The sequence below is a fragment of the Bacteroides sp. An51A genome (genome assembly GCF_002161565.1).
Classification (GTDB): Bacteria; Bacteroidota; Bacteroidia; order Bacteroidales; family Bacteroidaceae; genus Phocaeicola; species Phocaeicola intestinalis.
In genome coordinates this window covers 98,659-116,815 of the sequence record NZ_NFIC01000001.1, presented here as the reverse complement: position 1 = coordinate 116,815, position 18,157 = coordinate 98,659, and the positions used below count along the sequence as shown (strand labels likewise).

Genomic DNA, 18,157 nt, shown 5'->3' with positions numbered 1-18,157 from the left:
AAAGATGAAACATACAAGTAAATGCTTTTTGATGGTTTGGGTATGGGGCTGCATGGCTGCCCCGCTTGCCGCCCAGCAGGTTTACACACTGGACGAATGTATAGAAAGCGCTTTGCTGAACAATGCTCGTATGAAAAATGCCGCCAATGACCTTGCTTCCGCCCGGCACCAGCGCAAGGAGGCGTTCACCAACTATTTCCCCAGCATCAGTGCTACGGGCGGAGGCTTCCTGTCCTCCACCCATTTGTTGGGTATGGAGATGGGACCCGGTATGTCGTTGGGATTGATGAAGGATGGTCTAGTGGGTGGCGTTACCGCTTCGATGCCCCTCTTTACCGGAGGTCAGATTGTGCAAGGCAACAAACTCTCTGAGGTGAACGTGGAGAAATACCGCCTCTTGGGCAGGCAGGCGGAGAACGAAGTGAAGCTCACCGCCGAGCAATATTACTGGCAGGTGGCGATGCTGAAGGAGAAGCTCCGCACGCTGCACGTGGTGGAGGCGCAGCTGGCGGAAATCCTGAAGGATGTGGATGCCGCCGTGCAGGCAGGTGTGACCAACCGTAACGACCTGCTTCAGGTGCAGCTGAGGCAGAACGACACGCGCAGCACACGCATCAATGTGGAGAACAGCCTCGCCTTGTCGCGCCGTCTGTTGGCGCAATACATCGGTACGCCGGGTGACAGTGTGGATGTAGACTTCGTAGTGGCAGATTCGCTACCCGAACCGCCTGATGCGCTTTACCGTCGTCCCGATGAGTCGCTTGCCCTTACTCCCGAATACAACTTGTTGCAGGCAAAGCTGAAGGCAAGCCGCATTGAGCGGAAGATGACGCTTGGCAAGCAATTGCCTACGGTAGCGATAGGCGGCGGATTTGTTTATGATAACCTGCTGGACCGCGACCGCAATTATTGGGTGGGATTCGCTACGGTAAGCGTGCCTCTGAGCGGCTGGTGGGAAGGCAGCCATAGTCTGAAGCGCAGCAAGCTGGCGGTGCGTACCGAGGAAAACAACCTGCGCAACGGCAGCGAACTGCTGGTCATTAACATGCAGAACACATGGAATGCCGTGACCGATGCCTATAAGCAAGTACGTATAGCTATCGAGAGTATCGGGCAGTCGGCAGAGAACCTTCGTCTGCAAACCGACTACTATCATGCCGGTACCTGCACTATGAGCGACCTGTTGGAGGCGCAGACTCTTTTCCAGCAAAGCCGCGACCGGTATGTGGAAGCATATGCGCAATATGCAGTGAAGAAGCGTGAGTATTTGCAGTCAACAGGACGTTGACGGTCAGGAACGTAATGGCTTTTTAACCAAAAATTCTGATGAAAGGAACATTGCTTTTCACAAAGAAACCTTAACTTTGTGTGCAATTAAATTAGAACCAGCTAAAATTTCGTATTATGGACAAAACAACAATTGGAACAAATGCAGGCATTGTCTGGCGCACGATAAACAGTAGCGGCAGATCCTGGAAGTATGAAGAGTTGAAGAAAGAAACACAACTTTCCGACCGCGATCTGAATGCGGCTATCGGATGGTTGGCGCGTGAGAATAAGATTGAATTTGACTCCGAAATGCCCGATGGCGAAGAAGTGATGCACGTAGAGATGAACGTGTACTTTTGAAAACAAAGACACAATGAATAGTCCGGTTTGTGAATTGTATAAATCGGGCTATTTTTTATTTATGCGTATCGCACACTCATGGCACAGAACCTACTTCTTCTGTGCCAGTGGCATAAACTCCAAAGACCCCCTCAAACGAACATAAGTGATACGACTGACTCACTTATGTGAAACGCTCGGGTTACTTATGTTAAACGATCCACTCACTTATGTTCATCAGAAAGTATGCTTGAACGCATGTCAAACCAAGAAAACTTTTTGTAGAAATTCGAAACTGTTTCTTATTTTGTTTGTGTGTAGCCTTCAGTGTGCAATATGTCTATAAGGCGTTGTTTCATATCGCCTTGTATCAAGATTTCTCCGTCTTTTACAGAACCGCCTGTTCCACATTTTGTCTTGAGAAGCTTGCCTAAAGCATTCAGGTCGGTTTCGGTACCGATGAATCCTTTGATTACGGTTACGGTTTTTCCTCCTCTTCCTTTCCGCTCGATGTTGACACGCAAAGGTTGCCGGTTTTTCTCAAGGGTAGGTGTCTCTTCTTCACCTGTTTCTTCGTACTTGAAATCAGGATTTGTGGAGTATACAATGTTCAGCCGGTCTTTCCAATCGTTCTTTTTCATGTGTGATGGTTTAGAATGTGTCCAAAGTTAAGTACATTTTTCAATATTCGTGTAATATTTACAAATAAATCGCTTATTTTTGCGGAAAGAGAATAATCGATTAACTGAAGTTGGATGGCAATATGTACGCATAAAAATACAGACAAGGTTCCGGAACCTACCTTGAGGCGGCTTCCTTGGTATCTTTCGTGTGCGAAGCTGATGCGGGAGAAAAATGAAAGGTTTGTTTCGTCTACCCAGATTTCGAAACAAATCAATATCGATGCGTCGCAAATAGCGAAAGACCTTTCGTATGTAGACATTGCCGGACGTACAAGGGTAGGTTATGAAATAGATGTATTGGTCCGGGTGTTGGAGGACTTTTTGGGATTTACCAATCTGCATCGTGCTTATTTGTTTGGTGTCGGAAGCCTGGGTGGTGCTTTGTTGCGCGATTCGGGTCTGGTGCATTTCGGCTTGCAGATAGTGGGAGCATTCGATATCAATCCCGACTTGGTGGGCACCGAAATCAACGGCATTCCTATTTATCATACCGATGAGTTTGAAGCACGTATGCAGATTGACCTCGTAAATATCGGTGTGCTGACAGTACCTATTTCCATATCGCAGGAGATAACCGACAAGATGGTGGCTGGGGGCATCAAGGCAGTGTGGAACTTTACTCCTTTCCGTATCCGGGTGCCCGAACATATCGTGGTGCAGAACACATCGTTGTATGCTCATCTGGCGGTGATGTTTAATCGGTTGAATGAGATGAATACTTGAACTCACTACAGATTGCACAGATTTTTAAGCCGGAGTGCAAAAGCAAAGATACGGTCTTTATTCTTTTATCTGTGTAATTTATGGTGAAAAGAAAAATATGTATGAAGATTATAGCAGTAGGAATGAATTATCCGTTGCATTGCAAAGAACTGCACGCCACGGAACCTTTGCCGGAAGAACCGGTCATCTTTATGAAGCCAGATTCGGCTCTTTTGAAAGACAGCAAACCTTTTTTTATTCCTGATTTTTGCCGGCAGGTAGATTATGAGACGGAACTGGTAGTGCGTATCTGCCGGTTGGGAAAGAATATAGCCGAGCGTTTTGCCTGCCGTTATTACGATGCCGTAACGGTGGGCATTGATTTTACGGCACGCGATTTACAACACCGGTTTCGTGCAGAAGGTAAACCGTGGGAGCTTTGCAAAGGTTTCGACAATTCGGCGGCTATCGGCGATTGGGTTCCGGTGGAGCAATTCCCCACAATTCAGAATATCCGTTTTCACCTTGATATTGACGGACAGACGGTGCAACAGGGAAACACGTGTGATATGATTTTCACGGTCGACCGGATTATTGCTTATGTGAGCCGGTTCTGTACGTTGAAAATAGGCGACTTGCTCTATACAGGTACTCCAGTCGGGGTAGGACCGGTAGCGATAGGCAATCATTTGGAAGGATATTTGGAAGACAGGAAAGTATTAGATTTCAATATACGATGAAGATACGTACAGGATTCGGATTTGATGTTCACCGTCTGGTGGAAGGACGTGACTTGTGGTTGGGTGGAATTTTGGTCCCGCATACTTTGGGCTTGTTGGGTCATTCAGATGCCGATGTATTGATTCATGCCATTTGTGATGCTTTGCTTGGAGCAGCCAATATGCGCGATATCGGGTATCATTTCCCGGATTCGGCAAGTGAATTTGAAAATATTGATAGTAAAGTGTTGCTTCGGAAAACTGTTGGACTCATAGCATCGAAAGGATATCGCATCGGGAATATCGATGCCACGGTATGTGCCGAGCGTCCGAAACTGAAAAACTACATCCCACAGATGCAGAAAGTGTTGGCAGAGGTAATGAACATTGATGTGGATGATGTGTCCATCAAGGCGACCACAACCGAGAAATTGGGCTTTACCGGTCGTGAGGAAGGCATCTCGGCGTATGCCGTAGTGTTGATTTCGAAGGATTGATTTTTGAACACAGATATACGAGGGCACAGAGAGTTTTTTTATTCTTCTCTGTGTCTTCGTGTTGGGGTCGTAAGTGAAACAAAAAACTTGTCACCTTGCCAACTATACTTCGATGCCTTGAAAATCAGAGCAGCAAACCGGCAGAGAGCAGGATGCCGAAGAAAAACATGTTGCGGGAAGTTTCACCTAAAATAGCGTTCAGGGCCTTGCCTTTGCCGATGCGTGCCATACGGACTGTGGTAAGGATGTGTATCAGCAGGTAGAGCTCGGGTAGGATGCTTGCCCATAGTTTTCCTTGACCAACAAAATAAAAGCAAAGCCAGCAGGCTGTCAGCCCCAATAGGAAATAGACGATAAGTCCTGTTTTTGCTCCGAAGCGGACTACCAGCGTACGCTTGCCACTGATGGCATCTTGTTCGCGGTCGCGGAAATTATTTACCATCAGCAGGGTGTCTATCACCAGTCCACAGGCTAGTGAAGCGATGGTGACAGAGCCGTTCCACGTGTGTGCCATTACATAATATGTGCATCCTACAGGCACGAAGCCAAAAAACACCAGTACCAGTATATCGCCCCATCCGTGGTAGGCCAGGGTGGTATAGAGGTAAGCGAACACCAGACAGGCAATGCCCACCGGAATCATCTCCCATCCGCTATAGTAAAGCAGGCAAAGTCCGCACAGGGCTGCCAGTGCAGTGGTGAGGAGGATGCCTTTCTTCATGTTTTGAGGCGTTATCCAGCCTTGTGCACAGGCACGTTCCGGTCCAAGACGGTCTTCGCGGTCGCTTCCTTTCAGAAAATCGTATAAATCGTTGATGAAGTTGGCATCTATTTGCATCAGGAAGGCAAACAGGAAACACAGAATGGCTGGAGTAGCCTGAAAATGTCCGTGTGCTTCTGCCAAGGCACATCCTATCATCACCGGGATGGATGCTGCCGTCAGGGTCTTGGGACGTGCAGCCAGTATCCAGGCTTGAAGTGAGTTGGGTTTTACATCTTCGTTCATAGCTTGTTTCATATTATGGGTGTATCTCCGACTCTTTATGGTAGATAATCATTTATATGAATGTCCGCAATTCACCAATAAGAAGTTATTTCAAGGAGTTAAAGGGAGTTAGAATAATGGAAATTCTAACAGAACGATTGTCCTTTAACTCCTGTGAGCGAAGCGAGCATAACTCCTTTTAACTCCTTTTCATCCCATTGGCATTTTGCGGTATTCATAATCTCATTTATTCGACAACGCGTCTTCTATCAGTGCCTGCAGGTTTTCGTAATGACTCTTGGCAATGCCGGTCGTTTGGGTGGCTGCGCTTTTCACAATACGTTGCAAGGCGATAAGTTCTCCGCGGGCAATAGCCGGAGATTCCGAGTAACTCAGGCGGCGGTTCGCTTTTTCGGCTGCTTCTTCTTGTGCTTTGTCTAAAAGTCCTATTAAATCTTTTATGTAGGCTTTTTGCATATTCCGGCGGAAAATATCCGAACGCGACGGATTGTTCCAAATAGTCGTGTGCAGGTCGGCGAAAAGTTGCGAAGCGGTGTATGCCTGTTTGCCGTTCAAGGCTTCGTTTTCGCTCATCTTGTCGAACGTGGTCTTGTTGAGCAGACGGGCAAGGATATTTGATTGGAGCGAGCAGATAGCGTTGACAGGCAAGATGCGCGCTTTAGCTATCAAGTCACGGTCGATAAGCCATGTGGGTGTGGTAAAGAGCTGTTCGTTAAGGAAAGCTACGGCACGCCGTTGGATGTCGGCAGGTACGAATTCGCGTGCTACGGCATTGGTCTGTTCTACGGTGATGGGAGTAGAATAGATTCCTGCCACGTTTTTTGCCACGTGTCCCATATAGCGTGCCAGCTGGTTGATTACTTGTGTATAGATTTCAGCGGCACCGGCATACGATTTATTGGGTTCATGACTCCATTTTTCTATTTGCGGTACAATCCGTTTCAGATTTTTGATACCGTATGCACTTGCCAGCATTGAGTCGTCTCCCAAGTCTTCACTTTGGTTTCGAGGGTCATTAGGGTCTGATTCCGTGCCAAAAGTATAACGTATGTCTTCGTTCAGCTTGGCGATGATGGAGCTGTTGGAGTAATCTGTTTCTTCTTCGGGAGTCTTAAACCGGGGAAGCCAGCGGTAGCCCCATTCGATTGCCCATTTGTCGTATATACCGATACGTGGAAAAATACCCTTTCGTGTGATGCTGTCTTCAGGTTGTGCTACGTAGTTGAAGCGTGCATAGTCCATGATGGAAGGTGTGTGTCCGTTAGCTTCCACCCATGCCTTGTCGCGGAGTTTTTCTACCGGAACGGTGTGCGAAGAACCGAAGTTGTGGCGTAGTCCGAGGGTATGCCCTACTTCGTGTGAAGAAACAAAGCGGATGAGTTGGCCCATCAGTTCATCATCGAACTGCATTTTCCGGGCAGCTTCATCAATGGTTCCTGCCTGAATCATATACCAGTTGCGCAAGAGGCTCATAACATTATGATACCAATTGATGTGTGTCTCCAGAATTTCTCCGGTACGCGGGTCATTGATGTGCGGTCCGCTGGCATTAGGGATGTCCGAAGGTTTGTAAACGATGGCTGAATGGCGGGCATCTTCCAGACTCCATGAAGGGTCATCGGTGGGGGCTTCTTGGGCATAGATGGCGTTTTTGAATCCAGCTTTTTCGAATGCAACCTGCCAGTCGTTTACCCCTTGTATCAGATAAGGTACCCATTTCTTCGGTGTGGCAGGGTCGATGTAAATGACAATGGGTTTCTTCGGCTCTACCAGTTCGCCGCGCAGATAAGCGGCTTCATCTTTCGGTTCCAGTCGCCAGCGCGTGATGAGTTGTTTGTATTCGATGCCTTGTGGGTTTGAGTCGAAATCGGTATAACGTACGGTGAAATATCCCACACGCGGATCGAACAGGCGTGATTTCATCGGTGTTTCGGGCAGGAGCACCAATGAGCTGTTCAGTTCATAGGTAAGTGGAATGTCCGAACTTCCAGTTTCCAGGAAACCGGCTCCTTCGGCTTTTTTGCGGCTATAAGTCATTACATTGCTTATCTCGATGTTTTGCGGGAAGGCTTTCAGCGTGTCTACATACGAAGCTTCGGCGTTGAGAGCCTGCAAGCCGATATAGTCTTTGTCGCCTTTTTCAAAAGTGAAGAGCGGGTTTTCTTTCTTCAAGTATGTTCCGATGTTGAATACATAACTTCGGTGAAGCGAATCTTTGCGTACACTTTCCAGCTTGAAGCTTGCCACGATGGGCTGGATGTTCGAGTTTAGTACCGACTGGTACATTCCTTCTTTGTCTGCGGAACGTTCGCGATAGGATATTTCGCGTACCAGCAGGTTGTTTTCCGTACCAGTCTCGAAACGTACGACCTTGCTTCCTATGATGTCGCCCGGATAACCCACGCGTGATTTCTGGCGCGAGGCAGGCGCTTTGCTGATGCGGTTTACTATCAGAATGTCGCGCCCGAGCATGGAGTCGGGGATTTCAATGAAATAATTGTTAGCTACCTTGTGTACGGTCAGAAATCCGTGTGTGCTCCTGGCTTTGTCGGTGATGACTTGGCTGTAAGGTTTCAGTCCGTTTTGAGGAGCCGGTTTCTCTACTTTTTCAGTTTGTGCTTTTTTTACCTTCTTCTTGAATATTTTGGCTTCAGCTGGCGATGAGGCTATCAGGAGAGCCGCCATTATCCATATAGGCAATATTGCTTTTTTCATATGTTTATGGTTGGTTAGAAGATTGATACAGATGTTTCTCTTGAATAATGCGGTATACTTCCGGATGTACGAAATAACGGATATCCCTTCCTTCGGCAAGTGCTTGACGGATGAAGGTGGAGCTGATTTCGAGTAGGGGCGTTTCTACCGCCTTGACTTGTGTGTACGAGGCAGGAATTGTCAGGTCGTATCCACGGCGGGGATAAACTCTGATGGAGTGGTTGCGCAGGATTTCTTCGGGGGCACGCCACTGGGCAAACTTAGCCCAGTTGTCTGCCCCGATGATGAGGATAAAGTCCCGTTCGGGATAAGTTCTGGCAAGTTGTCGTAGCGTATCGACCGTATATGACGGGCGAGGCAGTCCGAACTCGAAGTCGGAAGCACGGAAATGTGGATATCCGGCTATGGCGGCTTCTACCATTTCCAGCCGGATATAGTCGTCCAGCAGATGATCACCTTTCTTGAATGGGTTTTGTGGTGTTACCAGAAACCATACCTCATCCAGGTCTTCATATTCGCACAAATAATTGGCAAGTGCCAGGTGCCCGATATGAATGGGATTGAATGTCCCTCCGAACAGTCCGGTCTTTATACGAGTTTTTTCCATTTGAAAAAGTTTACTACTTGCCATACGGCTACAAGAAGCATGGCTGCGGCAATGATGTACTGCTGTTTGGCAAGAGCTACGATGCCTACGGCAAGAGCTGCCAATGCTATCACGATAGCTACAATCATTAGGATACTCAGGAGTTTTTTCGGGTCTTTAGGCATAATGTTTGAGCTTTAGTTTAAACTCACCATGGAAGTCTTTTAACTCTTAAGAAGAAGCTGTTTTGAATTTCTCCAAAAATTGATGTATCCGTTTTCGTATGTGCTTTGGGCGATAAATTTAAAACAGCTTCTTAATCATTAAATTCTTCCGTGGTAAAAGAGATTTATTTTATTGTGCCAAGAATTTCCGGATAGCTTCCAAGGCTTGGGTTTCGGCTGCCTCCAGATTGTCGTTTACGATGACTAGGTCGAACTTGGGTGCATAACTTAGTTCGAAACTGGCTTTGGCTATCCGGCTTTCTATCGTTTTGGGTGAGTCGGTGCCACGTCCTTCCAGACGTTTGCGCAGTTCGTCTATTGAAGGAGGCTGGATGAATACCGACAAGGCACGTTCTCCGTAGAACTGCTTGATGTTGCATCCTCCTACCACATCCACATCGAAGATGATGTTCTGGCCTTCGGTAAGCTGTTTTTCCACTTGCGATTTCAAGGTGCCATAGAACCGGTCGGGATATACCTCTTCGTATTCTACGAATTCACCGTTGGCAATGCGCTGTTTGAATTCTTCCGGTGTGAGAAAGAAGTATTCCACTCCGTTCTGTTCGGTTCCGCGTGGCGGGCGGCTGGTAGCGGAGATGGAAAATTGCAGGTTCAGGCCTTGTTTCAGCAGGTAGTTGATAATGGTCGATTTACCCGAGCCTGAGGGTGCTGAGAATATGATAAGTTTTCCGTTCATGTTTTTATTCTTTTTTAGTTGACAAGGTAACAGGGTGACAAGTTGACAAGGTTCTGAATAGTTTTACTTAATGGCATTTAAAGCCTTGTCAACTCGTCAACTTGTTACCTTGTCAACTTGCTTTTTACATTACGTTCAACACTTGTTCCTTGATTTGTTCCAGCTCGTCTTTCATCTGCACTACGATGTTCTGCATCTGTGCGTGGTTTGACTTGCTTCCGGTGGTATTGATTTCGCGGCCCATTTCCTGGGCGATGAATCCCAGTTTCTTGCCCTGTCCGTGTCCGCCGGCAAGCGTTTCACGGAAATAGTTCAGGTGATTGGCCAGACGTTGTTTTTCTTCGTTGATGTCCAGCTTTTCAATGTAATATATCAGTTCCTGTTCCAGCCGGTTCTTGTCGTAGTCCACTTTGACCGTCTTTTCCAGTGCATCGGTGATGCGTTCGCGTATTTTGTTCACCCGTTCCTTTTCATAGTTTTCCAGCGTGTGCAAGAGACGTTCGATGTTGTTCACTTTCTCGATGAATTTCTTTTCCAGTGCGGCTCCTTCCTGTTTACGGAAGTCTGTCAGGTGTTGCAGGGCTTCGTCGATGGCTTGGCTGGCTGCTTCCCATTCTTCGTCTGTCAGTTCCTGCACTTCCACCCGTGTCAGGACGTCGGGCATGCGCAATAGCGTGGCAAACCAGTCGTTAGGTACCGGTATGTGATACGTTTCGGCAATGGAAGAAATTTGTTTGTAATAGTTTTCTACCAGTGCAGCATTGATGGGTGTAGCTGTTTCGCCGGCATCTTTCTCTATCCAGATAGAAAAGTCTACTTTTCCCCGTTCCAATGTTTTGGCAATGCGGTTGCGTATTTCCATTTCCTTTTCGCGGTAGAGTGGGGCGATGCGTGTCGACAGGTCAAGTGCCTTGCTGTTGAGAGATTTGATTTCAACGTTTATTTTTTTGTCTCCGAATGTTACGGTCGCTTTGCCGTATCCGGTCATTGATTGTATCATACGGTTCGATTTTGTTAAGTCTTGCAAAGATAGGGAATCTCTGCCAACCTGCCAAATCTCTCTCCCCGTCTAACAGGGCAAACGCATCTAATTTTTACTAATTTTTGCAGAGCACCGTTCCCTGCACGTACGTCTTCGGGATTCCCAAACAGTTTGCGCGAAATGGCAAAGTAAGTATATCTTCATTTTTTTATACCTTTGCTGCCGTTATGATAGCTAAGAAACAAATTGTAAGTGATGCCGATTTCGGGCAGATATTCATCGTGACCCGCCGTACGGTGCGCAATGTCACGATGCGGATGAAAGAAGACGGGCTGCATGTCACCACGCCTCCTTTCCGGAGCGTGAAAGCGTTGCTCGACGTAATCCGCCCTTTCCGTGAGCGCTTGCTGAAGTTGAAGGCAGATGTGTCTCCCAAGCCTTTCGATTGGGATTATAGGCTGGAGGCGGAGTGCTTCCGGTTGTGGCTCGAACCCGGCCGGCTGAAGCATTTCACCGTGCGCTCCGCCGAAGAGGGAGTAAAGATTTGTTGTCCCGAAGATACTGACTTTTCGGACAAACGGGTACAGACGTTGGTGCGGAATGCCATAGCCCGTGCCTTGAAGAAACGGGCGGAAGAGTATCTGCCTCCGTTGGTGGCATGTTGGGCAGAACGGTACGGATTGTCGTATCGGACGGTGAAGATTACCAAGGCACGCTCCCGGTGGGGAAGTTGCTCGTCGGAACGTCATATCAGCCTGTCGTATTACCTGATGCTGCTCCCGGCGCATCTGATGGATTACGTGGTATTGCACGAGCTGGCACACACCCGTGAGATGAATCACGGTCCCCGCTTCTGGGAGTTGCTCGACCGGATGACGGAAGGGCGTGCACTGGCATTGCGCAAGGAGTTGCGTGCATATCGTCCGGTGTTTTGAGCTTGTTGTGCCTTGCTGTTGATGTATGTCAAAAAATGCGTATGCTTTGTGTTCCCAGCCGTTTATGTTTGATGAATTTCCTTTACCTTTGCATCCGTTTTGAATATTCACCACAGATTACACAGATTAAATCAATTATAAAATCTGTGTAATCTGTGGTGAAAAAACACAATCAGGATAATCCGTATGAAGAAAAGTTTGATGGCATTGGCTTCCGGCACGCTGGGCTTAGGAATTGCCGAGTTTGTAATGATGGGCATTCTGCCCAATGTGGCCCATGATTTGGGCATTTCTATCCCACAGGCAGGACACTTTATTTCGGCATACGCCATTGGGGTGTGCGTAGGTGCCCCGTTGACCGTAGTGGTGGCACGTACCCGTCCGTTGAAGCAGATATTGTTGGGACTGGCGATGATTTACATCGTAGGGAATCTGTTCGCTTCGATGTCGGTGAATTATTGGATGTTGCTCCTGATGCGCTTCGTTTCGGGATTGCCTCACGGGGCATTCTTCGGCGTAGGTTCCATCGTGGCGGAACGGGTGGCAGAGAAAGGGAAGGCTTCGCAGGCGGTGTCGCTGATGATAGCGGGGATGACCATTGCCAATCTGTTTGGTGTGCCTTTCGGCACGATGTTGAGCAATCTGGTTTCGTGGCGTTTCCCCTTTGTGTTCAATACCCTTTGGGGAGTCTTGATATTCTACCTCATTTGGCGGTGGATTCCGTATATGCCCGCTTTGCCCGATGTGGGGCTGAAAGGTCAGTTCCGTTTCCTGAAGCGGCTGGCACCGTGGCTGATTATCCTGACTACGATGTTCGGCAACGGGGGCATCTTCTGCTGGTTCAGCTATGTCACACCGCAGATGATTCACGAAGCAGGTTTCTCGCCCCATTCGATGACTGCCGTGATGATGCTTGCCGGATTGGGCATGACCATCGGTAATCTGGTGGGAGGCAAGTGCGGCGACCTTTACGGGCTGGCTCCGGTAATCCGTGTCACGCAGATGGTGATGGTATTGTCATTGCTGGGCATCTTCTTCTTTACCCGCAATCCGTACCTGTCCGTCATCCTGATGTTTGTCTGCACGGCTTGCCTCTTTGCGGTCTCTCCTCCCCAGCAATTATTGCTTTTGCAGAACTCGCGCGGCTCGGAGATGATGGGAGCGGCGTGTGTGCAGATAGCTTTCAACCTGGGCAATGCCGTGGGTGCCTATCTGGGCGGATTGCCGATAGATGCCGGTATGGGTTACCGTTATCCGTCGCTGGTAGGTGTCTTCATCGTGCTTCTGGGGCTGGGGTGCATCTCGGTGTATGTGAGACGGTATGGAAAGAGTGCCATCGGATGATAATACGGTTTTTTCTGCCCTTCGTTTCTTTTGCTTTTCAGATAGATGTCTTAACTTAGGAGCTGTAATCCAAAAAAAGTTATAGCATGATGAAGAAAAGAATTTGTTGGGTATTGTTCGTTTGTCTGTGTTTTACGCTGGGATGGGCGCAATCTGTCCGTTCGTACCGGCAGGCAGAGGATAGTTTGACTGTGGTGTTATCGGAAGGGGAAATCCGACTTTATCCGTTGGCAGACAATGCCGTACGTGTGAAATATGTGCGTCAGGAGCCTGTGTTGCCCGATTGGGTGTATGTGGGGAATGACAAGCCGGCCTGGTCGGTGAAGGAAACCGGTGAAGAAATTACGTTGGGTTTGCCCGGACTGGTGGTACGGATAGACAAGGAAAAAGGAACGCTTGCTTATTTTACGCCAGAAGGGAAACCGATATTGCAGGAAAAAGAGCGGCAACTGGTGGCTTCATCGGTACAGGGAGAACCTACCAGGTGTGCCGCTCAGTGTTTTTATTCGCCTGCTGATGAAAATCTTTTCGGACTGGGACAATTTCAGGACGGGCAACTGAATGTGCGGGGACTTTCGCGCCGGCTTACACAGGTCAATACCCAGATAGCGGTTCCTTTCGTATTGTCGGATAAAGGCTACGGCATCTTGTGGAACAATTACGGCTTGACCGAATTCAATCCTGCAGACAGCTTGATTACGTTGACGCGTACGGTTTCAAGCGGTGATGCCGAGACGGTAGATGTGACTTCTGCTGAGGGAGGAAAGCAGGAGGTGCGTGAGCGGTTTGTCTTTGCTTCATCACTGATTATTCGCGAGTCTGGGCGCTACGCCGTGATGCTTGATGTGGGGCAGACAATGGCACGCAGGCATCACTTGAAGATAGGCAATCAGACCGTATTCGATATGAAGAATCTGTGGTTGCCTCCTACGACTTCTGCCATTGTCGAATTGGAGGCTGGAGTGTATCCGGTGGAAGCCGAATTGGAAAAAGAAGACCGGCCGAAAGTGTATTACCGGAAAGTAACAGATGAAACCGTGTTCCGTTCGCCTGTAGCAGAGGCTGTCGACTATACCGTGTTTGCCGGAAAAGCTGATGAGGTGATTGCGGCATACCGTCGGGTGACAGGTGAGGTCCCGATGATGCCTCGATGGGCACTGGGCTATATTCATTGTCGGGAACGTTTCCACGGTCAGGATGAAATAGTTCAGACCGCTACACGCTTCCGTAACGATAGTTTGCCGATGGACGTCATCGTGCAGGACTGGCAATACTGGGGAAAGTATGGCTGGAATGCCATGCGTTTCGATGAATCCGGTTATCCCGCCCCCAAGAAACTGGTGGACGATGTGCATGCATTGGATGCCCGCCTGATGCTTTCGGTATGGTCGAAGATAGACCCGGCATCGGAGGTGGGCAAACTGATGCAGGGCAAGGGCTATTACATTCCGCAGACTTCGTGGATTGACTTCTTCAATCCCGATGCAGCGGCTTATTATTGGGAGAACTTCAACAAACGTCTTTTGAAACCTTACGGGATAGATGCCTGGTGGCTGGATGCGACGGAGCCGGAGAACGACGACTTGCTGGGGCGGAAGGTGTGGAACCAGACAGTGCCGGGCGAGGTGTACCGCAATGTCTATCCGCTGCTGGTGAACCGTACCGTATACGAAGGGTCACGCCGTGAGATGCCCGACCGGCGGGTGATGCTGTTGACGCGAAGCGGTTTTCCCGGCATGCAACGGTATGCTACGGCAACTTGGTCGGGCGATGTGGGGCATGATTGGGAAACGCTTCGCCGGCAGATTGTGGGCGGTCTGGGCATGGTGGTGTCGGGACAGCCTTGGTGGACATACGATGCAGGCGGTTTCTTCCGTCCCGGGCAAAGCCAGTACACCGATCCGGCTTACCACGAATGTTTCCTGCGCTGGCTGCAGGCGGGCGTGTTCCTGCCCTTGACCCGTGTGCACGGTTATCAGTCGGATACCGAGTTCTGGAATTATGGCGAGGAGGTGGTCGCTCTTGCCCGTCGGGCGTTGGACACCCGTTATAGCCTGTTCCCTTATATTTATTCGGAGGCTGCACGCACCCATTACGGGGGAGGAACCCTGATGCGTCCGTTAGTGATGGACTTTGCCGGCGATTCGCTTGCCTTGGCGCAGAAATACGAATACATGTTCGGACCTTCGTTGCTGGTAGCTCCGGTGGTGGAGCCGGGCAAGAACCGTTGGGAGGTGTACCTGCCGCATGTGCAAGGCGGATGGTATGACTTTTGGACCGGTGCGAAAACCGCTGGGAACGGGACTTGGGAGACCGTGCCGGTCACACTGGAACAAATTCCGGTCTTTGTCAAGGCTGGAACCATTCTGCCATTGGCTTCGGGCAAGCCGCAGACTACCCGTGAGGCTGCCGATGCCGGCTGGACCGTCCGGATATATGCCGGAGCCGATGCCGCTTATACCGTTTACGAAGACAATGGCGTAGACTATGCTTACGAGCAGGGTGCGTATGCGCTTGTCCGTATGGAATGGGACGAAGCGAAGGGCGAACTGACCATCCATCCCCGTGAAGGTTCGTTCCCGGAGATGAAAGCTGTCCGTCCCCTGCGCATCATCCGCTATGCGGGCGACAGACAGGAAAAACAAGTGACATACGAAGGGGAGAAGCTGACGGTGAAATTCTGAGAGGTTGTTTTTTCTAATAAGTTTGCTTGGCAGATACGAACCAATATATGATTGAACGGTTCAGTATCTGTTCCAAGTTGTCTTCTTTTTATGTTCTCCAATTGGAGAACGTACGGTTTCCATATCGAGAACGTACGGTTTTCAATTGGAGAACGTACGGTTTTGATATGGAAACCATAAAAGGATGATGTCTGGTGGGAAAAAGGATATTCATTTTTAATTATTTAAATCCGTGTAATCTGTGGTGAGGTAGTATTCTATATCCAAATCGACTTTGCCTGCATATTCTTTTGGAATGACGTAGGCGACATACCAAGGCTCCATAACATCTGTGAAGTCTGTTTGAATCCGGATAGACAAGTGATAACCGTCATCCGATTGAATCAGATTTTTTTGTAAATCCACAATTCCTCCATTAGCTATACCCTTTACCACCGCCAGCACACCCTCTGAGAATGGTATGCTTGCTTCGGGCTTCGTCTCTTCATCAGCAAACAGTTGGTCAAATTCGGCTTGGCTTTCGATATAAACCACGGTGTCTAAAGGTATGTCAAGGTCATAACCACGTCTGTAACTGATTTCATCGTATGCATACGGCAATTCCGCAAACTCATCGCTGCACGAAGCGAACGGCAAGCATACGGTTAATGTAATCAAGTAGAATAAGAAATGTTTCATAAGCATGATGTGTAAAGAATGTCCGCCATTCTCTTTCAGTAATAAGACAGACGGACATTCCGGATGGTTGTTAATTTAATCTCGCTTTTGCTTCTTGTACGGCTGCATAAGCATCAAGCAGACCGTATCCCATTTCCGTATTCCAAGTACCGTAAGGATGTGTACTTGATACGGAATACGTATAGCCGCCTACTTTACGTGCGGTTTCCGCTAATATTTCGCCTACTTCTATTTCGTCCACTTGGTTGGACATCCGCTTAGGTTGGTGGGTGTCGCCAGTCCGATTGCATTTGCAATAAAAAGAAGTTTTTTCATACGCTGTTTTTTATTTAAAGATTTAAGGCAAAGGTAAACAATCGTAAGCGATTCCTTTTGCACGTATGTTACAAATATTGTCACGTATGTTACAAATTTGCACAATAGCCAAAATATTGCTTTAAATGACGCTGGATTTGCCATCCAGTAAACAACTAAGCTGCCGTTTTCTGATAGGTATTTGTTGAGCGGATTAAAATTGACTTCATCGACCTTCGGTTCAGAGCTTGAAAACGATATAGCAAGGCTTTCCGTCTATATAAAAGGTAAGACGGTACAGCCCTTTTTCTATCGAATCGGTCGTGCCGTTGTAGAGCGAAAAGGAGAAGCGTGCCGTTTCGTTCGGACGGATGGTTCGTATGAGTTTCACCAAATTATACCCTATGAGTTCCCTCTCCTGCTGGGGGAAAGGATACATACGGCGGGGGGCATCAGGAGCGCTTTCCCGAAGAAAATCGAAAGGATAGGACGTGGAGGCTTCTTTCTTTTTATAATGTTGTTCAGGCGGAACGAGTTGGGTAGTTGTGTTTTCCCATTTCCCGTTTTCGTAATGAAAAACCTCGCAAGGGAAAGAGCCATAATACATTTGTAGCTTGCTGTCTTTTTTATTGGTATTCAGAAACGCCACATATACCATACTATCTTGTAGGCTGACCCGCCACGCCTTCTTAATGTATTCCGGGAATTCGGACGCGCTAAAAGCCAAGGCATTCGTTTTCTGCTGTTGCGCAGAATCGGCAGCAACGTGATTCTTTTGCGCCTTGCCTCCACAGCTGAGGAGGCAGAGGCATAGAAGAATCTGTAAGAGTTTAGTATCTTTCATAATAGAATCTGTTTTTAATTTCGGATGACCGTTTCCGGCGTGACGGTATTCGGTTCAGAGTTCGAAGACAATGTGGCAACGCCTGTCTGCCAGCAAAAAGGTGAGGCGGTACAGCCCCTTTTTCACCTTGCCTTCCGTGATATTATAGAGCGGGATGTCGAACCGGACCGGTTTGTCCGGACGAAGGATTCGCCAAGCTTCAATCTTTACCAAATCCCTGCCTTCAAGCTCTTCCTCCGATTGTGGGTTTGCCTCCACATAATTTTTCTCTCTTTTCTTGTGCGCGGACGGACGGGGCAGTTTCATTTGTCCGGTCACTTCTTTCCACCCTTCATGGTCTTGATAATAAATATAGCAAGGGTACTCCGGCAGGTAGTCGTGCATCAGCAGTGTGCAATCCTTTTCCGACTTGTTGACCATTGCCACAATCACTGTCGTGTCCTCTTGGCTGACGCGCCACGCCACCTTTATCCATTCCGGGAAACCGGACGCGCCAAGGGGATATGTTTCGGCTTTCTGTGTTTTCTTGCCACCGCAGCCCAGCAGGCAGAGGAGGCACAGGAGCATCCCTAAGATTCGTGTCTTCATCGTTGTTCCGATTTATAGTTTCCGGCAATAAAGATAGTTTTTTTCCGGCATAAACGGATAAGTCATGCCGGATTTTATTCCGTTCTTGCGGATTATACTTCACGCGGCATTAATTTGTGCATTTGTATATGCCACATGGCAGAGACGATGTGTACATCGTCTTTACGGAAGCAGTGCGACGTATATTTAAGCACTCTTTTTGATGAACATAAGTGAGTGGGTCGTTTCACATAAGTAACTCGGGCGTTTCACATAAGTGAGTCAGTCGTTTCACTTATGTTCGTTCGAGGGGCTTGGGAATTTGTGTGTATGCTTATGTTTTTTGATGACAACGACAAATGCACAAATCCATACCGTGCATAGTATAAAAA

General features: G+C 48.3%; 19 protein-coding genes. 8 read left to right on the top strand and 11 right to left on the bottom strand.

Annotated features, from left to right (window positions below; all coding sequences use genetic code 11):
• The first annotated feature begins 4 nt into the window (after positions 1-4).
• Positions 5-1,288 (top strand): TolC family protein, encoded by a 1,284-nt coding sequence (locus B5G04_RS00440; protein WP_087395067.1) that lies wholly within the window; start codon positions 5-7, stop codon positions 1,286-1,288.
• A gap of 116 nt (positions 1,289-1,404) precedes the next feature.
• Positions 1,405-1,629, top strand: a complete 225-nt coding sequence (locus B5G04_RS00435; protein ID WP_022039793.1) for a winged helix-turn-helix domain-containing protein — start codon at positions 1,405-1,407, stop codon at positions 1,627-1,629.
• A 281-nt stretch (positions 1,630-1,910) separates the two neighbouring features.
• Here B5G04_RS00435 and B5G04_RS00430 read toward each other — a convergent pair whose 3' ends face one another.
• Complete coding sequence (locus tag B5G04_RS00430; protein WP_022039794.1) at positions 1,911-2,249, bottom strand: translation initiation factor; 339 nt, start codon at positions 2,247-2,249, stop codon at positions 1,911-1,913.
• 114 nt (positions 2,250-2,363) lie between these two features.
• On the opposite strand from B5G04_RS00430, the gene B5G04_RS00425 reads away from it, so the two are divergent.
• From B5G04_RS00425 to ispF, 3 genes are all read left to right on the top strand, one after another.
• Positions 2,364-3,014 carry a redox-sensing transcriptional repressor Rex gene (locus B5G04_RS00425; protein ID WP_087211531.1) on the top strand — a complete coding sequence of 217 codons (651 nt, stop codon included), beginning with the start codon at positions 2,364-2,366 and terminating at the stop codon, positions 3,012-3,014.
• Positions 3,015-3,115: 101 nt separating this feature from the next.
• Entirely contained in the window at positions 3,116-3,733 is a 618-nt protein-coding gene (locus B5G04_RS00420; protein ID WP_022039796.1) for a fumarylacetoacetate hydrolase family protein, read from the top strand.
• Positions 3,730-4,209 carry a 2-C-methyl-D-erythritol 2,4-cyclodiphosphate synthase gene (gene ispF / locus B5G04_RS00415; protein WP_022039797.1) on the top strand — a complete coding sequence of 160 codons (480 nt, stop codon included), beginning with the start codon at positions 3,730-3,732 and terminating at the stop codon, positions 4,207-4,209. The genes B5G04_RS00420 and ispF overlap by 4 nt, the downstream gene beginning before the upstream one ends.
• A 124-nt stretch (positions 4,210-4,333) precedes the next feature.
• On the opposite strand, the gene menA is transcribed toward ispF, so the two are convergent.
• From menA to B5G04_RS00385, 6 genes are all read right to left on the bottom strand, one after another.
• Positions 4,334-5,215 carry a 1,4-dihydroxy-2-naphthoate octaprenyltransferase gene (gene menA, locus B5G04_RS00410; protein ID WP_022039798.1) on the bottom strand — a complete coding sequence of 294 codons (882 nt, stop codon included), beginning with the start codon at positions 5,213-5,215 and terminating at the stop codon, positions 4,334-4,336.
• A gap of 222 nt (positions 5,216-5,437) precedes the next feature.
• A complete protein-coding gene (locus B5G04_RS00405; protein ID WP_087395064.1) occupies positions 5,438-7,930 on the bottom strand; it encodes a zinc-dependent metalloprotease in 2,493 nt (830 codons plus the stop codon).
• 4 nt (positions 7,931-7,934) lie between these two features.
• Positions 7,935-8,537 carry a nicotinate-nucleotide adenylyltransferase gene (nadD, locus tag B5G04_RS00400; protein WP_022039800.1) on the bottom strand — a complete coding sequence of 201 codons (603 nt, stop codon included), beginning with the start codon at positions 8,535-8,537 and terminating at the stop codon, positions 7,935-7,937.
• On the bottom strand, positions 8,519-8,701 hold the full coding sequence (locus B5G04_RS00395) for a hypothetical protein (RefSeq protein WP_022039801.1): 183 nt from the start codon (positions 8,699-8,701) through the stop codon (positions 8,519-8,521). The genes nadD and B5G04_RS00395 overlap by 19 nt, the downstream gene beginning before the upstream one ends.
• A gap of 169 nt (positions 8,702-8,870) precedes the next feature.
• Complete coding sequence (gmk, locus tag B5G04_RS00390; protein WP_087395060.1) at positions 8,871-9,437, bottom strand: guanylate kinase; 567 nt, start codon at positions 9,435-9,437, stop codon at positions 8,871-8,873.
• Between the two features lie 124 nt (positions 9,438-9,561).
• On the bottom strand, positions 9,562-10,437 hold the full coding sequence (locus B5G04_RS00385; RefSeq protein WP_087250674.1) for a YicC/YloC family endoribonuclease: 876 nt from the start codon (positions 10,435-10,437) through the stop codon (positions 9,562-9,564).
• 212 nt (positions 10,438-10,649) lie between these two features.
• Here B5G04_RS00385 and B5G04_RS00380 point away from each other — a divergent pair, with 212 nt between their 5' ends.
• The 3 genes from B5G04_RS00380 (at position 10,650) to B5G04_RS00370 (ending at position 15,382) form a co-directional block, all read left to right on the top strand.
• Complete coding sequence (locus B5G04_RS00380) at positions 10,650-11,354, top strand: SprT family zinc-dependent metalloprotease (protein WP_087211547.1); 705 nt, start codon at positions 10,650-10,652, stop codon at positions 11,352-11,354.
• A gap of 186 nt (positions 11,355-11,540) precedes the next feature.
• Positions 11,541-12,698 carry an MFS transporter AraJ gene (gene araJ, locus B5G04_RS00375; RefSeq protein WP_087395058.1) on the top strand — a complete coding sequence of 386 codons (1,158 nt, stop codon included), beginning with the start codon at positions 11,541-11,543 and terminating at the stop codon, positions 12,696-12,698.
• An 86-nt stretch (positions 12,699-12,784) separates the two neighbouring features.
• On the top strand, positions 12,785-15,382 hold the full coding sequence (locus tag B5G04_RS00370; protein ID WP_239413991.1) for a TIM-barrel domain-containing protein: 2,598 nt from the start codon (positions 12,785-12,787) through the stop codon (positions 15,380-15,382).
• A 216-nt stretch (positions 15,383-15,598) separates the two neighbouring features.
• Here the strand turns inward: B5G04_RS00370 and B5G04_RS00365 are convergent, their stop codons facing one another.
• From B5G04_RS00365 to B5G04_RS00350, 4 genes are all read right to left on the bottom strand, one after another.
• Positions 15,599-16,060 (bottom strand): hypothetical protein, encoded by a 462-nt coding sequence (locus B5G04_RS00365; RefSeq protein WP_140406961.1) that lies wholly within the window; start codon positions 16,058-16,060, stop codon positions 15,599-15,601.
• A 70-nt stretch (positions 16,061-16,130) separates the two neighbouring features.
• Complete coding sequence (locus B5G04_RS19545; protein ID WP_158100008.1) at positions 16,131-16,301, bottom strand: hypothetical protein; 171 nt, start codon at positions 16,299-16,301, stop codon at positions 16,131-16,133.
• 294 nt (positions 16,302-16,595) lie between these two features.
• The gene (locus tag B5G04_RS00355; RefSeq protein WP_087250682.1) at positions 16,596-17,198 is read right to left on the bottom strand and encodes a hypothetical protein; all 603 of its coding nucleotides are present in this window, start codon (positions 17,196-17,198) and stop codon (positions 16,596-16,598) included.
• A gap of 54 nt (positions 17,199-17,252) precedes the next feature.
• On the bottom strand, positions 17,253-17,786 hold the full coding sequence (locus B5G04_RS00350) for a hypothetical protein (RefSeq protein WP_140406962.1): 534 nt from the start codon (positions 17,784-17,786) through the stop codon (positions 17,253-17,255).
• Positions 17,787-18,157 lie beyond the last annotated feature (371 nt).

Bases quoted from the DNA above. Each gene is read 5' to 3' on its own strand.
- B5G04_RS00425 (WP_087211531.1), top strand. From the start codon at position 2,364: ATGGCAATATGTACGCATAAAAATACAGACAAGGTTCCGGAACCTACC.
- B5G04_RS00350 (WP_140406962.1), bottom strand. From the start codon at position 17,786: ATGAAGACACGAATCTTAGGGATGCTCCTGTGCCTCCTCTGCCTGCTG.
- nadD (WP_022039800.1), bottom strand. From the start codon at position 8,537: ATGGAAAAAACTCGTATAAAGACCGGACTGTTCGGAGGGACATTCAAT.
- B5G04_RS00395 (WP_022039801.1), bottom strand. From the start codon at position 8,701: ATGCCTAAAGACCCGAAAAAACTCCTGAGTATCCTAATGATTGTAGCT.
- B5G04_RS00355 (WP_087250682.1), bottom strand. From the start codon at position 17,198: ATGAAAGATACTAAACTCTTACAGATTCTTCTATGCCTCTGCCTCCTC.
- B5G04_RS00420 (WP_022039796.1), top strand. From the start codon at position 3,116: ATGAAGATTATAGCAGTAGGAATGAATTATCCGTTGCATTGCAAAGAA.
- gmk (WP_087395060.1), bottom strand. From the start codon at position 9,437: ATGAACGGAAAACTTATCATATTCTCAGCACCCTCAGGCTCGGGTAAA.
- B5G04_RS00365 (WP_140406961.1), bottom strand. From the start codon at position 16,060: ATGAAACATTTCTTATTCTACTTGATTACATTAACCGTATGCTTGCCG.
- B5G04_RS00405 (WP_087395064.1), bottom strand. From the start codon at position 7,930: ATGAAAAAAGCAATATTGCCTATATGGATAATGGCGGCTCTCCTGATA.
- B5G04_RS00440 (WP_087395067.1), top strand. From the start codon at position 5: ATGAAACATACAAGTAAATGCTTTTTGATGGTTTGGGTATGGGGCTGC.
- B5G04_RS00370 (WP_239413991.1), top strand. From the start codon at position 12,785: ATGATGAAGAAAAGAATTTGTTGGGTATTGTTCGTTTGTCTGTGTTTT.
- araJ (WP_087395058.1), top strand. From the start codon at position 11,541: ATGAAGAAAAGTTTGATGGCATTGGCTTCCGGCACGCTGGGCTTAGGA.
- B5G04_RS00430 (WP_022039794.1), bottom strand. From the start codon at position 2,249: ATGAAAAAGAACGATTGGAAAGACCGGCTGAACATTGTATACTCCACA.
- B5G04_RS00385 (WP_087250674.1), bottom strand. From the start codon at position 10,437: ATGATACAATCAATGACCGGATACGGCAAAGCGACCGTAACATTCGGA.
- B5G04_RS00435 (WP_022039793.1), top strand. From the start codon at position 1,405: ATGGACAAAACAACAATTGGAACAAATGCAGGCATTGTCTGGCGCACG.
- ispF (WP_022039797.1), top strand. From the start codon at position 3,730: ATGAAGATACGTACAGGATTCGGATTTGATGTTCACCGTCTGGTGGAA.
- menA (WP_022039798.1), bottom strand. From the start codon at position 5,215: ATGAACGAAGATGTAAAACCCAACTCACTTCAAGCCTGGATACTGGCT.